The organism is Pseudoalteromonas sp. Xi13, assembly GCF_003952205.1.
Classification (GTDB): domain Bacteria; phylum Pseudomonadota; class Gammaproteobacteria; order Enterobacterales; family Alteromonadaceae; genus Pseudoalteromonas; species Pseudoalteromonas atlantica.
On sequence record NZ_CP034439.1, the window covers coordinates 3636834 to 3653062 of the forward strand.

Sequence of the window (16229 nt, forward strand, 5' to 3'; positions counted from 1 at the left end):
AATAGTGTGTTATTTAATCTAACAGGCTTTAAGGTACAAAAAAAGGCGCATTAAGCGCCTTTTTATCTTTAACAGGTAATTACCAACCTTTTGATTTTACTCAACAGTAACCGATTTAGCTAAGTTACGTGGTTGGTCAACGTCAGTGCCTTTAATTACCGCTACGTAGTACGACAGTAACTGTAATGGCAATGTGTAAACAATTGGCGCAATAATGTCGTCAGTGTGGTTTACGTTGATTACACGCATTGTGTCGTCTGACTCAAAGTGTGAATCTTTATCTGCGAATACGTAAATAATGCCGCCACGTGCGCGTACTTCTTCTACGTTTGATTTAAGCTTTTCTAATAGCTCATTGTTTGGTGCTACAACAATAATTGGCATGTCGGCATCTATAAGCGCAAGTGGCCCATGTTTTAGTTCGCCCGCTGCGTAGGCTTCTGCGTGAATGTACGAAATCTCTTTAAGTTTAAGCGCACCTTCCATTGCGATTGGGTATTGCGAGCCACGACCTAAAAATAGTGAGTGATGTTTATCGGCAAACTCTTCTGCAAGGTCTGCAATACCATCAGCAAGCAGTAATGTTTCTTCAAGCTTAGCAGGTAGTACTTTTATAGCATCTACAATAGCACTTTGATCAAGCTGTTTTTCTTGCGCTATAGACGCAGTAAGCATTAACAAACCAACTAATTGTGTTGTAAATGCTTTAGTAGAAGCTACGCCAATTTCAGCGCCCGCTTTAGTCATAAATGCAAGGTCAGATTCGCGTACAAGCGATGAACCCGGTACGTTACAAATGGTCATTGATGCCATGTAACCTTGCTCTTTAGCTAGGCGTAATGCCGCTAGCGTATCGGCAGTTTCACCCGATTGAGAAATAGTCACAAGTAAGCTATTTTCATGTACATACGACTGACGGTATCTAAATTCAGAAGCTATTTCTACATTACAGCTAACACCCGCAAATTGCTCAAGCCAGTAACGTGCAACCATACCTGAATGGTATGACGTACCACAGGCAATAATTTGTACGTGTTTTACGTCTTTAAATATTTGCTGAGCGCTGTCGCCAAAGGCATCAATTGCTACACGGTCGTCGTTTAAACGTCCTTCAAGGGTATTGCGTACCGCAAGTGGTTGCTCGTAGATTTCTTTTAGCATGTAGTGGCGGTAATCGCCTTTGCCTGAAGCATCTTGCGTGATGTTTGATTCAACAACTTCACGCTCTACAGCATCGCCATTTTCATCAAAAATTTCTACTGTATCACGCGTAATGCGGGCTACGTCGCCTTCTTCTAAAAAGATAAAGCTACGGGTAACTGGTAATAGTGCTAGCTGATCAGAGGCAATAAAGTTCTCGCCAAGGCCTAAACCTATAACAAGTGGGCTACCTGAACGCGCTACAATGATTTCGTTGTCGTTTGCTTTATCAAATACAACTGTACCAAATGCACCTTCAAATTGCTTAACCGCTGCTTGAACAGATGCAAGTAACGTAGTGTGTTGCTTACGAAGCTTATGAATTAAGTGCACCATTACTTCGGTATCGGTTTCAGATAAGAACTCGTAGCCTTCTTCTTTAAGCGATGCGCGTAGGCTTGCGTGGTTTTCAATAATACCGTTATGCACAAGTGCTAGCTGGTTATTTGATACATGCGGGTGAGCGTTTTCTTCTGTAACACTACCGTGTGTTGCCCAACGTGTGTGTGCAATACCTGTATGACCGCTAACGCCTGCTTTTTCTAGTGCGGCTTCTACGTTTACTACTTTACCGACGGCTTTTATAGTATTTAGCGTAGAGCCTTCTAAAAGTGCTACACCGGCAGAGTCGTAGCCACGGTATTCAAGACGTTTAAGACCTTCAACTAATATTCTGTTTACTGGACGTTCTGCAACTGCCCCAACTATTCCACACATAGTGTCTCCATTAATTTTTTAATTCTAGTAACTCACTTTGTAGTTACTAATCAATAATCTCTGCACAAATTAGTTTTACACCACACGCCTCAATCGCTTTGCGTTTATCTGCTGCTAAGCCAGTATCGGTTATTAATGTGGTTACTACTTTCCACGGTAATTCTAAATTTGGTATTTTTCGGCCAATCTTATCTGATTCAACCATAACGATTACTTCACGGGCGGCCTTTGCCATTACTTGGCTTAAGCCGACTAACTCATTAAAGGTAGTAGTGCCGCGTTTTACATCTATGCCGTCAGCACCAATAAATAGCTGATCAAAGTCATAAGAGCATAATACGTTTTCGGCAACTTGCCCCTGAAACGACTCAGAATGCGGATCCCATGTTCCGCCAGTCATTAAAAGTGTTGGCTCGTTTTCAAGTGATAGTAAACGGCTCGCCACTTTAATCGCGTTGGTCATTACAACTAACCCGCGCTTATTTGCAAGCTCTGGAATCATAGCGGCCGTAGTGCGCCCGCTATCAATAATAATGCGGTTATGATCTTTTATAAGTGAGGCTGCCGCTTTTGCTATTGCTACTTTGCGCTTAGAGTCTATTTCGTCGCTAACAATTTCTTTAGGCAGTGCAATAGCACCACCGTAACGGCGCAGTAATAAGCCACTTTTTTCAAGCGCGGTTAAATCTTTACGAATGGTGACTTCAGATGTTTGAAACTGCTCCGCAAGCTTTTCAACAGCCACTTCACCTAGCTCATTTACCTGAGTAAGTATTAAATGACGGCGTTGCTGGGTGTTTCGTTTGGTCATAAAGCTCGTAGGTTAAGTTTCGTTTCGAAAGATGTGCAATTCTAAACGAAACTAGTTAAATGGCAAGTGAACGAGTAAAAAAAGCGCAATGTGCGCTTTTTAATTTAACAGTATGTAGATGTGGTGAAACATTCTAGCTTGCTCAATGAGCTAGAAACTAGATTACTGAGCACGCTATTATTTTTTAGTTCAAATATGGGTATGTTAAAAACTCACTACCTAAAATATATAAACTCCAAGAATCACGCTCATCTTTTTGAATTAGTACATCGTGGTAATTATTCGAGATTTGTGGACTCTCCCAAATAACTTGATTTGATAACTTATCCACTAGGCTAATTGTTTTTTCTATAGAGTACTGCGCCAAATAGTTACGGCCATAAACGCCACCTATAGCCTCATCGAGGATTTTCTCTTTGTGGTAAATTGTAAAGCCCTTAGTTTGTTGCCCATCCAAAATTTCTAATGCTTTCGTTTTCGTATCTAATACTATTAAACCACCTTCCTCATCGAAACTACCAAAAGTACGATAATCAATTATTAGCTCTAGTTGAGGATCTGAATCTAGCTGGATAGCGTGTACATGCGCTACATGGCTTGTTGATTCTTGTAAGAAATCTAAAGGAACAGGCCAATTGCTACTGTCAATTGAAATGGGTGATAAGCTAGGGTTTTCGTAAAAAGCTATACCTAAATCGTAATAACCTATTATTATTTTTGACATCTCTTCAGACGGCAAGTAAGGAAAGAAGACTCTTGATACGACTTCACCTGTTTGTTTTACAATTGTGAAATATCTAGTACCACTTTTAAAACTCAAGTGTGTTTCGGACTCTGTAAAAGAAAAATCATACGAATTAGAAAAAGTCACTTCTAAAACGCTAGTTTGCCAAATTACACTGGTTGAACCTATATTGCGTTTAACAATAAATGTCTCGTTATTGATTTGAGTTAATGAATACTCAATTTGATTTTCATTATCTTGCGTTAACAGCATCTCTCCAGTGAAAGTAACAGGTGCATTATTGTGCGTTATCTGAGCCGAACGGCCAAAATCTGAAACGCTAACCGTATCATTAACAGCACCAACTATATGAAGATTAGGAAGTTGACCTTGAGGCACTGATGAATATTCAAGCTGCCATCGCCCATTCTCATAGCTAAAGCTTTGCATCGTATATTCTTCGTATAAATAACTTCCTTCTAAACTATCTGTTTTGCTTACTAATAAAGACTGTACTCCATCATTATCAAAATCAACAGCTCCTATTACTCTCCCAAAGGGGTTTTCATCAATAGATACAGAGAACAGTTGCCACTGCTGATCAAAGTAATGAAGCTCTTTTGAATTAGAAAAGTAAACATGACTATAGGGACTATCTACCTCAAGGCCGATTGAAATTCCATCATGGAAATTAGTCTCAAACTTTTCAATACTAACCTGCAGTTCACCATCTTCCCACCAAATTAGTTCACTATAGTGATCGGAGGCTTTATACCTAGTTACACGACAATTACCACCACTGGTAAACGCCTTAAATTCATATTCAGAGTATGGCTCTATCAGGTATTTGTTCTGTTTGACATCAAATATATTTCCCCTATCAATTAACTCTTTAAAGCCGTCATTATTCAAATCACAAACTTGAATCAAGCTATTTGAATAATTAAGTGAAAGGTCCGGCGCAACAATAAGCTTAGTGATAGAAAGATCATTCCCATTAATAAGATAACTATCATATGAATGACCCGCCGAAAGGAGGATATCTTCAATATCATCGCCGTTGTAATCAAATACCATAGAGTTATAATTCTCAGCCGAAACATCATCTATGAGCAAACTACTCGAGTCCTCATTACTTAAAAATATTTGATGTTTAGCTGCCTCTTGGTTGTAAGTAATACTGAGCCAATTTAGTTGCGTCCCTGACTGATTAAGAAATGCACCTACATGCTCAGCATTTAAAGGTAAGGGAGGTATCCATTTATTGTATTCTAGAAACCCTGTCTCACTGAGATTTAAGACATAATCATCATTACTGCGTAATACACCCCTTTTATTGTTCGAAAGCTTAATTGAAGCTACACCGGATGTTGAGTTGTTCAAATAACCAACTGAGTGATTATCTACGCCACCACGTGAGTGAAGGTTGATTTGATGCTTAGCTCTTGTTTGAGTATCAGAGTTTGATATATCAACAGCAAAATTTACCTTTAAATTACTACCAAAGTCAGGCGCGTTGCTTAACCAATTAACCTCTCCTTGCTCTGAAATCGAGATATTACTAGGCCCATAAGCTATTTTGTACTCAAAAGGACCATCGACTTCATCATTAGACAAATTAATAATGGCTGTATAGTGTTCACCTAATTCTATTTCATCATATGCAGTAATATCAGAAACAATTGCAGGGAGTTTTTCTAATTTGAACTCATGCTCTGCAGTATTTTCTGCGCCACTTGGGTCTACAACTGTTAACGAAATACGATAAAGACCAGGTAGATCTCCAAGAAATTCTATTTTACTCCCTGTGCTAATCTGCCAGCTAGCATTTTCAGGAAAAGCTGTTAATTTCCACTCATAACCTAATGGTTCTAAATCAGGGTCTTTGGACTGCGATGCATCAAGTGTAATTATAGAGTTTCTTCTAATTGAGTCAGGGGCTAAAATATCAGCCCTAGGAACAGAGTTGACTTCATTGTTATAAACATCGTCTAGATCTGCTAAATAAAACTCTAGTGGTATAAACTCATTAGTTAAACGTATGCTCGAAATGTCATTGCCCTTAAGCTCAGCTAAAGCAGTATTTTGTGATACAAAGCTGTATTGCGCACCAACAATCGGAGGCAACGCTATATCATTATTGGGATAGAATTTGTCCGTTTTTACTGTTAACTTTCCTAAATCACTAAAAAAAATATCACCATTAAAACCAATTCCATATCCAATATTAGTTGCATCTAAAACTGCATCAAGCCTTACATCCGAAAATAGAATATCATGCGAGCTTTCGTCTGAACCTTTGAATAGGATATTTACAATAGCGCTACTGTCACTATTTTCCTCTTCGCTACTAGCAATAGCAAAACCTTCTGTTGAGTAGACAACACCGAGCACTTCGTTACTAATTGTTAAATTGGGTACTATTCCATATTCAAGAACAAATTCAGCGTTAGAGCTTTCGATATAAATATCAGATTGCCCATTAAAAACCCACCCAGCAGCAGAGCAATTGTTATAAGTAATTATATAGTGCTGATTAGCCTCTTCCTCTTTCATTACAGTAGAGCCTGTAACACAACCGAAATGATCAGATTGATTACTTAGCACTGGGTCGTGGAGAAATAGATTTTGATAATCCTCACCAAATACAATGGAATTAAGACTATCTAGTAAATATGAGTACTGAGTAGTTAGTTGAGTTACATTACTTGCTGTTATTTCGAATAAAGATGTTTCACCGTTATAAATAGGCGTATTTTGATAGTCAGGCTTAACAAATTCAGCTTTTCCTGAAGAGCCAGAATCATTATTAACTGGTTTACTCGTATCACCACCCCCTCCCCCACAACCACTTAAAAGAGTTATTAAACATAGTACTTGGATTGATTTATTAATTTTCATCACTTGCTCCCTGTTACATTAATTTTACATCATTATCTTTTTTTTAAAAGCTTTAAAATAAAATCTAGTATTGATCATGGAGCTTCTTCACCTCGGCCTTAGTATAAAAGTTACAACATCATCTCAGTAAACATATATAACCATGCGATAATACCTAGAACAGTAATTGGACACCCAACAAAGAGCGAAATTAATGCAGCCATTTAATAGCTTAAACAAAGAGCTTTTAGCCCTACGTAAACAAACAGGCGAAATATGCCGACTCTTCAATAAAAGCCCGAGTAAAGGTAATTTAAAACGCATTAAAGAGCTATTCGCTCAATGTGGTGAAGGCGTAATTATAGAATCTGGTTTTCATTGCGATTATGGTAATCAAATAGCTATTGGTGATCGTAGCTTCATAAACATTAACTGTACGGTATTAGATGCCCCAATTAGTGAAGGAGCTATCAGCATTGGTGATGACTGCTTAATTGGCCCTAATGTTCAGCTATTGACTGTATCCCATGCTGTTAACCCTACACAGCGACTGAATAAAGAAAACTTTGCTGCTCCTATTACAATAGACAACAACGTGTGGATTGGCGCAGGTGCAATTATTTTAGCGGGCGTATGCATTGGGGATAACAGTGTTATTGGTGCGGGATCTGTAGTTACTAAAAATGTAGAGGCGGATACTGTTGTTGCTGGTAATCCAGCTCGTGAGATAAGAACCCTATAATTCTAATCGATGTTTTTTTGCGTCGGGAGTCGCTGCTTTACTCGCCCAACCTACGTGATAGGTTTAAAAGTGAATTCATTACGAGTGCTTTTTTCACTTTCCTGTGGACGTAAAAAAGCCCGGCTCTTTCGAGTCGGGCTTTCTTGTATTTGGAGCCTGGCGATGTCGTAGTGCCCACAGCGGTAGAGAGTCACATAGCAAATGCTACACTATCATTGTGTCGGGGCGGCCTTCCGTGGGGCTCGCCTTCGAGCTGTTTTACTTCTCTGATGAGTTAGCCATGGGTCTGGCTATTTATTAAATCCCAGACAGCAAAAAACCCGTTACATCGCTGTAACGGGTTTCTCTTATTTGGAGCCTGGCAATGTCCTACTTTCACATAGCAAATGCTACACTATCATCGGCGCTGTTTCGTTTCACTACTGAGTTCGGCATGGGGTCAGGTGGGTCCAAAACGCTATGGTTACCAAGCAAATTAGGTGCAAAGGATTAATGACAAGCACGTAGTGCTTCTTTTTCCTTTGCGCAAGGTGCCTCAATGTTAACGCTACGCGCTAAGAGTCACCTCATAAATTTGGAAAATATCTGATAATATTTTTTAAGTCTAAGTATCTATCTACTTTAGCTATTAACTTCTGTCGCTTGTTTCTGTCACAAAACGCGTTTGGCGTTGTATGGTTAAGCCTCACGGGTAATTAGTACAAGTTAGCTTAATGGCTCACACCACTTCCACATCTTGCCTATCAACGTTGTAGTCTTCAACGGCCCTTCAGAGACTTTAAAAGTCTAGTGAGAAATCATCTCGAGGCCTGCTTCGCGCTTAGATGCTTTCAGCGCTTATCAGTTCCGAACGTAGCTACCGGGCAATGCCATTGGCATGACAACCCGAACACCAGCGGTTCGTTCACTCCGGTCCTCTCGTACTAGGAGCAACCCCTCTCAATTCTCAAACGCCCACGGCAGATAGGGACCGAACTGTCTCACGACGTTCTAAACCCAGCTCGCGTACCACTTTAAATGGCGAACAGCCATACCCTTGGGACCGACTTCAGCCCCAGGATGTGATGAGCCGACATCGAGGTGCCAAACACCGCCGTCGATATGAACTCTTGGGCGGTATCAGCCTGTTATCCCCGGAGTACCTTTTATCCGTTGAGCGATGGCCCTTCCATTCAGAACCACCGGATCACTATGACCTACTTTCGTACCTGCTCGACGTGTCTGTCTCGCAGTTAAGCTGGCTTCTACCATTACACTAACCGTACGATGTCCGACCGTACTTAGCCAACCTTCGTGCTCCTCCGTTACTCTTTGGGAGGAGACCGCCCCAGTCAAACTACCCACCAGGCACTGTCCGTAACCCCGATTCAGGGGCCAACGTTAGAACATCAAAACTACAAGGGTGGTATTTCAAGGACGACTCCACAACAACTAGCGTCGCTGCTTCAAAGTCTCCCACCTATCCTACACATGTAGGTTCAATGTTCAGTGCCAAGCTGTAGTAAAGGTTCACGGGGTCTTTCCGTCTAGCCGCGGGTACACAGCATCTTCACTGCGATTTCAATTTCACTGAGTCTCGGGTGGAGACAGCGTGGCCATGGTTACACCATTCGTGCAGGTCGGAACTTACCCGACAAGGAATTTCGCTACCTTAGGACCGTTATAGTTACGGCCGCCGTTTACCGGGGCTTCGATCAAGAGCTTCGTCCGAAAACTAACCCCATCAATTAACCTTCCGGCACCGGGCAGGTGTCACACCGTATACGTCATCTTGCGATTTTGCACAGTGCTGTGTTTTTAATAAACAGTCCCAGCCACCTGGTCACTGCGGCTCCCGTCCGCTTAGAGAGCAAGTCTCATCACAGATAGGAGCGTACCTTCTCCCGAAGTTACGGTACGATTTTGCCTAGTTCCTTCACCCGAGTTCTCTCAAGCGCCTTAGTATTCTCTACCTGACCACCTGTGTCGGTTTGGGGTACGATTCGGTATAATCTGAAGCTTAGAGGCTTTTCCTGGAAGTATGGCATCAGCAACTTCACACCCTTGGGTGCTCGTCTCGTGTCTCAGCCTAACAGCAACCCGGATTTACCTAAGTCGCTAGCCTACTCACTTTCACATGGACAACCATCGCCATGCTTGCTTAGCCTTCTCCGTCCCCCCATCGCAATTATACCAAGTACGGAAATATTAATCCGTTTCCCATCGACTACGCCTTTCGGCCTCGCCTTAGGGGTCGACTTACCCTACCCTGATTAACATGGGATAGGAACCCTTGGTCTTCCGGCGTGCGGGTTTTTCACCCGCATTATCGTTACTCATGTCAGCATTCGCACTTCTGATACGTCCAGCATACCTCCCGGTACACCTTCAACCGCTTACAGAACGCTCCCCTACCACTCATCCTAAGATGAATCCGCAGCTTCGGTGCATAGTTTAGCCCCGTTACATCTTCCGCGCAGACCGACTCGACCAGTGAGCTATTACGCTTTCTTTAAAGGATGGCTGCTTCTAAGCCAACCTCCTGGCTGTCTGGGCCTTTCCACATCGTTTCCCACTTAACTATGACTTTGGGACCTTAGCTGGCGGTCTGGGTTGTTTCCCTCTTCACGACGGACGTTAGCACCCGCCGTGTGTCTCCCGGATATTACTTTACGGTATTCGGAGTTTGCAAAGGGTTGGTAAGTCGGGATGACCCCCTAGCCTTAACAGTGCTCTACCCCCGTAAGTATTCGTCCGAGGCTCTACCTAAATAGATTTCGGGGAGAACCAGCTATCTCCCGGTTTGATTAGCCTTTCACTCCTAGCCACAGGTCATCCCCTAACTTTTCAACGTTAGTGGGTTCGGTCCTCCAGTTGATGTTACTCAACCTTCAACCTGCCCATGGCTAGATCACCGGGTTTCGGGTCTATACCTTGCAACTATTCGCCCAGTTAAGACTCGGTTTCCCTACGGCTACCCTAATCGGTTAACCTCGCTACAAAATATAAGTCGCTGACCCATTATACAAAAGGTACGCAGTCACCTAACAAGTAGGCTCCTACTGCTTGTACGTACACGGTTTCAGGTTCTATTTCACTCCCCTCACAGGGGTTCTTTTCGCCTTTCCCTCACGGTACTGGTTCACTATCGGTCAGTTGGGAGTATTTAGCCTTAGATGATGGTCCACCTATATTCAGTCAAAGTTTCACGTGCTCCGACCTACTCGATTTCACTTAAAATGTCTTTTCATGTACGGGACTATCACCCTGTATCGTGGTACTTTCCAGAGCCTTCCATTAACACATAATAAGCTTAAGGGCTGTTCCGATTTCGCTCGCCGCTACTATCGGAATCTCGGTTGATTTCTTTTCCTACGGGTACTTAGATGTTTCAGTTCTCCGCGTTCGCCTCGTTAACCTATGTATTCAGTTAACGATACCTGCAAGCAGGTGGGTTTCCCCATTCGGAAATCCTAGTCTCAAGCGCTTTTTACTAGCTTGACTAGGCTTATCGCAAGTTAATACGTCCTTCATCGCCTCCAACTGCCAAGGCATCCACCGTGTACGCTTAGTCACTTAACCATACAACCCAAACGGGTCTTTGTTAGTGACAGTTTAACTTCGCCAGAAGTTAATATTGAATACTAAAGTAGATACCAATTAATCATAAATGATTAAATTGGCACTGAATGATACTGCTATCATTCTTTTTTACTTTTGAAAACTCTTGATAAATACGAATATCTATCAGAATTTTATTATCAGCTTTTCCAAATTTTTAAAGAGCATATTAATCAGTTAAACCCAAAGGGTAAAACTAACTAACAATCATCTGTGTGGACACTACGAACAAATAAGTTCTAAATCGTATAAGGAGGTGATCCAGCCCCAGGTTCCCCTAGGGCTACCTTGTTACGACTTCACCCCAGTCATGAATCACTCCGTGGTAAACGTCCTCCCGAGGGTTAGACTATCTACTTCTGGAGCAACCCACTCCCATGGTGTGACGGGCGGTGTGTACAAGGCCCGGGAACGTATTCACCGCATCATTCTGATATGCGATTACTAGCGATTCCGACTTCATGGAGTCGAGTTGCAGACTCCAATCCGGACTACGACGCACTTTAAGTGATTCGCTTACTCTCGCGAGTTCGCAGCACTCTGTATGCGCCATTGTAGCACGTGTGTAGCCCTACACGTAAGGGCCATGATGACTTGACGTCGTCCCCACCTTCCTCCGGTTTATCACCGGCAGTCTCCTTAGAGTTCTCAGCATTACCTGCTAGCAACTAAGGATAGGGGTTGCGCTCGTTGCGGGACTTAACCCAACATCTCACAACACGAGCTGACGACAGCCATGCAGCACCTGTATCAGAGTTCCCGAAGGCACCAAACCATCTCTGGTAAGTTCTCTGTATGTCAAGTGTAGGTAAGGTTCTTCGCGTTGCATCGAATTAAACCACATGCTCCACCGCTTGTGCGGGCCCCCGTCAATTCATTTGAGTTTTAACCTTGCGGCCGTACTCCCCAGGCGGTCTACTTAATGCGTTAGCTTTGAAAAACAGAGCCGAGGCTCCGAGCTTCTAGTAGACATCGTTTACGGCGTGGACTACCAGGGTATCTAATCCTGTTTGCTCCCCACGCTTTCGTACATGAGCGTCAGTGTTGACCCAGGTGGCTGCCTTCGCCATCGGTATTCCTTCAGATCTCTACGCATTTCACCGCTACACCTGAAATTCTACCACCCTCTATCACACTCTAGTTTGCCAGTTCGAAATGCAGTTCCCAGGTTGAGCCCGGGGCTTTCACATCTCGCTTAACAAACCGCCTGCGTACGCTTTACGCCCAGTAATTCCGATTAACGCTCGCACCCTCCGTATTACCGCGGCTGCTGGCACGGAGTTAGCCGGTGCTTCTTCTGTCAGTAACGTCACAGCTAGCAGGTATTAACTACTAACCTTTCCTCCTGACTGAAAGTGCTTTACAACCCGAAGGCCTTCTTCACACACGCGGCATGGCTGCATCAGGCTTGCGCCCATTGTGCAATATTCCCCACTGCTGCCTCCCGTAGGAGTCTGGGCCGTGTCTCAGTCCCAGTGTGGCTGATCATCCTCTCAAACCAGCTAGGGATCGTCGCCTTGGTGAGCCATTACCTCACCAACTAGCTAATCCCACTTGGGCCAATCTAAAGGCGAGAGCCGAAGCCCCCTTTGGTCCGTAGACATTATGCGGTATTAGCAGTCGTTTCCAACTGTTGTCCCCCACCTCAAGGCATGTTCCCAAGCATTACTCACCCGTCCGCCGCTCGTCAGCAAAGTAGCAAGCTACTTTCTGTTACCGCTCGACTTGCATGTGTTAGGCCTGCCGCCAGCGTTCAATCTGAGCCATGATCAAACTCTTCAATTAAAAAGTTTTGTGTCTTTCGACAGCTCAATGAATTCTGAATTTATTTAATATCTTTCGATATTGAATTGACTGTGCTGCAATTCTTTCCTTAAGTAAAACCTAAGTAAGTTATTGCTGTTGGTCACTCAGTTTCAATTGAGACTCTAAATTTGTTTGCCTCACTACCTAAGTAGCTTGGCTGTTAGAACTCAATCTGTACGAGTGCCCACACAGATGATTGCTTTATATTGTTAAAGAACGTTGCGACGTTGTCGCTAGGGATGCGTATAATACACCCTTTATTTTTTGAGTCAACACTTAATTTTAAACTTTCTTTTTAGAAGATTTAAAACCGAAGTTTTACTTAACTCTCTGAGCCGTTGTGCCTTGCTATGCTTCAGCGTTTCCCGTCTCAGTGGGGTCGCATTATAGGGAGATTCGAGCGGGGGTCAATGTTTTATTTCAGCTTTTTGACAAATAAATGAATTTAGTATGAAACGCATACTAATAAAGGCCTACAGGCTGATTTTAGATTAAAAAACGCGCATGTTAAGCCGCTATTTTACAGCTAATATTTGCGCGTTAGAAAAAGCAGTACATTTAGTAATCGCTGTACTGCTTTGTTGGTTTTAATTTGCTGCGATTTGCCATACAGCTATAGAACCTGAGATCTCATTACCGATTATAAGCAGAGGCTCGCCTGTCGCACTTTGTTCGGCAGGTACAAACACCATGCCTTCGGGTGCAAGGTCGCCGGTTGTATCTGCCCCTTCTATTACACCACGGTTATAAAAGTAATCTTCAAATTGCACATCGTAAGGGTTGGTAATATCGTAAACCATAATCCCGCCCATGCGCTCAAGACCTATAAAGGCAAAAGTGCGTTCGTCTATCGTACCTATTGTTAGCGCTTCGGGTTCTGCGCCTTTATCATCTGAGCGTGTGTCTCCTTCGTTTTCATCTTCATTGTTATTAAAGGCTTCACCATGAACCGATGCGGTAATACGACCTATGTCATCGCCTGAGTCAAATACCACCAGCCCATTACTGTCCCAAATAGTAAATGAGCGTGCACCATAGGCATAAAGCGATTCGTATTGACCGTCGTCATTCGTATCACCTTTTACAGTGCTTACCTTCAAGCGGCCTATATCGTCATCGTCGTTATTTAAGTAGTCAAAATTAGCTGCAAGCGTTAAATCTTCAACACGGCTTTCATCTATATAGGCAAGACAGCCATCATCTTCATCGTAATCAAGGCCGCCCTTTGCTGCGCAGTCTGCTTCATCTGTTACATCAAAGAAGTACTCGCGTGCATCACCTTCATTTGCCGATACTATAAAATTTGCGCCTTTCCAGCTAAAGCTTGAGATTGTATCTGGCTGATACATACCGTAAAGCCCTGGGTACGATTTAAAATTAACACCGCCGTCTTTATCTGATGCATCTATTTGTAAATCTGACCAGTCTTTAAAGCCTAGCGCTTTTAGCTCTACGCTATTATCTTCTAGGTTAATAATAGCCAGACCGTTATTTTCTTGAATTGATACGTAGGCATATTTGTTATCTTTAGAAATGCTGACGTACTCAGGCTCTAAGTCCATAGCTACTGTCGTATTTATTACATTTCCGTTAATAGTGCGCCCAGTAGGGTTAGCAAACACAAATCCATCAGACTCAAGTTCAGCTTGCTGACTATTGTAAGTAGTAAAGTCAATATTAGTTGCCGTATCGGCTACTACACCTTCTACTATATTAATTATGCTTACAGAGCCTTCTGGGTCGATACTGTAATCGCCATTAGGTTCACCTTCATTGGCTACAACTACTTTTGTACCGTCTTGATTAAAAGTCACCATGTCTGGTAAAAAGCCTGCTGGTACATTTTTTATGAATGCGGGTGCATCGCCGCTTATGTCGTAAAATGCAATTTGACCCGCTTCGCCCACATTTTTAGCAGCCATAGCCACAGCTAGCATTTGGTTGTTTTCATCTATTGCTATGCTGTTGGCATCGCCTGGGGTGTTGTCGTTTAAGGTAAGGGTAATGGTTGATGTTAGGTTAGTTGCACTCACTATCCCTTCGTTATCTTGAACAAGGGCCGTCGTATCAAAAGTGTCGGCGGGTATAATATTAACAACGGCTTCATCACCAGAGCTGTTAATGGCGTAAATCCACTTTTTAGATGCTTGATATGCGACTATTTCGGCTGCACCTTCGGGGCTTTGGGCATTAAGTACAGCGCGGCCTACTAAACTTATATTTAACGCAGAGTTTGCATTGGTGCCGTTAGTACCATTTTGACCTGCTGTGCCTTGCTCCCCTTGGATACCTTGCGTGCCGTCTTGGCCGTCATCTCCATCTAGTGAGCAACCCGTTAATATTGATATGAGTGAAAGTGCTATAAGAGACCTTTTTAACATTGTTATTTTCCTTAGTGTGGTATTGAACAAAATAACAACACACAGGTATGACAAAGCTATTGCACTTTTAATAAAGCTTTTTTAACTTAAAAAACGAGTTTAAATGCTAAGGGACATACAAGAATAAGGCTTACTGTATAACCTAATAATTTATAAGGCTGGGAATAGCTATTTTGAGTTTTAACACCTATTAAAGGCCTTAAAATATCTATACGTGTCACTATTAACGTAATAACCGCGCAAATACACCATGTACCAATAACAACCAAGAGTGGTTCAATAAAAGAACCTACCTCTAAAGGCTGCAAAACAAAACATAGGATTATGAGTACACTTTGGTGCAATAAATAAAAAGGAAACACCCAGCTATTAAATGTTTTTAAGTAATTAGTTTTAAAGTTTAAAAAATGCTGTGCGAGTGCAAGCATGGTAAGCACTCCCAATACTCTTTGAATATTGTATATAGTAATAAAAATATAACTAGGTAAATCAAATACGTTTTGGTAAGCCATTAATATGTATATACACAGCAGGGTAAAGCTTACACATAACACCCAAAAATAGTGTTTTAGGCTCGCCCAAAAATAATTGTGTTTGGCTAACAGAAACCCTATAAATAGAAATATAAAGCCGTTAGCCTCCCTTACAGCATCTCCCTCTAAGTAGTTATGTGTAAGCAACATGGCTATGACTAATAAGCTTACCAGTAATGGCAGCCTCACTTTACCTAACTTGAGTAAAGGCGTAAAAAAAGGGAGCTTCATGAATAGTGAAAATAAAATAATGATAAGCATGAACTGCCAAAGAGAGCGTAAATACCATAAATGATTTACGTCTACGTGCGGCCATACCCCAGACTGGTAATTAGCAAAAATCTCATTATTAATATCTAAAAACGCTAAGTAGAACTGCCAATACGTTATGTCTATTACGCTTTTTTGCGACATTTCTGCATACAACTGAAAGGGAACTATTAACCATAACCCCACCAGCAATGGTAGTAATATAAAAATAGAGCGATTTAAAACAAATAACGCATTTGATTTAACACCTCTCACTTTATCGAGCATAAAGCGAAGTGCTACTCCAGATATAAACCAAATCAGTAGCATTCTCCAAGGAGCAAACACCAACAAAAAATACTCTACGTAGTGAGATATATAAGTGCTTTTAAAGTGAAAGCCCCAGTTTTCGCTGTACAACATGCCAATGTGATAAAAAATAAGTACAGCAAACGCAATGACTCTCAGCCAATCAAGAAAGTAATGGCGGTTTGTTACGTGTAATTGTTTATTCATGCTAAAACCAATGTATACCTATTGGTACTAGTAGGACTTAAACGACTCGCAAAAACTATTCATAAGTGCT

6 protein-coding genes and 3 rRNA genes are annotated in these 16229 nt (G+C 42.2%); 1 reads left to right on the forward strand and 8 read right to left on the reverse strand.

What is annotated here, in order from left to right:
- Positions 1-96: 96 nt before the first annotated feature.
- The 3 genes from glmS to EJ103_RS16390 form a co-directional block, all read right to left on the reverse strand.
- A complete protein-coding gene (glmS, locus tag EJ103_RS16380) occupies positions 97-1917 on the reverse strand; it encodes a glutamine--fructose-6-phosphate transaminase (isomerizing) (protein WP_126008669.1) in 1821 nt (606 codons plus the stop codon).
- A 46-nt stretch (positions 1918-1963) separates the two neighbouring features.
- Positions 1964-2728, reverse strand: coding sequence for a DeoR family transcriptional regulator (locus EJ103_RS16385; protein WP_126008671.1), 765 nt, complete (start codon positions 2726-2728; stop codon positions 1964-1966).
- Positions 2729-2912: 184 nt separating this feature from the next.
- Positions 2913-6353 (reverse strand): PKD domain-containing protein, encoded by a 3441-nt coding sequence (locus tag EJ103_RS16390; protein WP_126008674.1) that lies wholly within the window; start codon positions 6351-6353, stop codon positions 2913-2915.
- A gap of 193 nt (positions 6354-6546) precedes the next feature.
- On the opposite strand from EJ103_RS16390, the gene EJ103_RS16395 reads away from it, so the two are divergent.
- A complete protein-coding gene (locus tag EJ103_RS16395; RefSeq protein ID WP_126008676.1) occupies positions 6547-7074 on the forward strand; it encodes a sugar O-acetyltransferase in 528 nt (175 codons plus the stop codon).
- A 356-nt stretch (positions 7075-7430) separates the two neighbouring features.
- Here EJ103_RS16395 and rrf read toward each other — a convergent pair.
- The 5 genes from rrf to EJ103_RS16420 all read right to left on the reverse strand — a co-directional run bounded on the left by rrf (position 7431) and on the right by EJ103_RS16420 (position 16159).
- Positions 7431-7545, reverse strand: a 5S ribosomal RNA gene (gene rrf / locus EJ103_RS16400).
- A gap of 203 nt (positions 7546-7748) precedes the next feature.
- Positions 7749-10635 (reverse strand): 23S ribosomal RNA (locus EJ103_RS16405).
- A 288-nt stretch (positions 10636-10923) separates the two neighbouring features.
- Positions 10924-12459: ribosomal RNA gene (locus EJ103_RS16410) — 16S ribosomal RNA — on the reverse strand.
- Together the 16S, 23S and 5S rRNA genes form the textbook arrangement of a ribosomal RNA operon.
- A 608-nt stretch (positions 12460-13067) precedes the next feature.
- Positions 13068-14861, reverse strand: a complete 1794-nt coding sequence (locus EJ103_RS16415; RefSeq protein ID WP_126008678.1) for a choice-of-anchor I family protein — start codon at positions 14859-14861, stop codon at positions 13068-13070.
- Positions 14862-14947: 86 nt separating this feature from the next.
- Positions 14948-16159, reverse strand: a complete 1212-nt coding sequence (locus tag EJ103_RS16420) for an acyltransferase family protein (protein ID WP_126008680.1) — start codon at positions 16157-16159, stop codon at positions 14948-14950.
- Positions 16160-16229 lie beyond the last annotated feature (70 nt).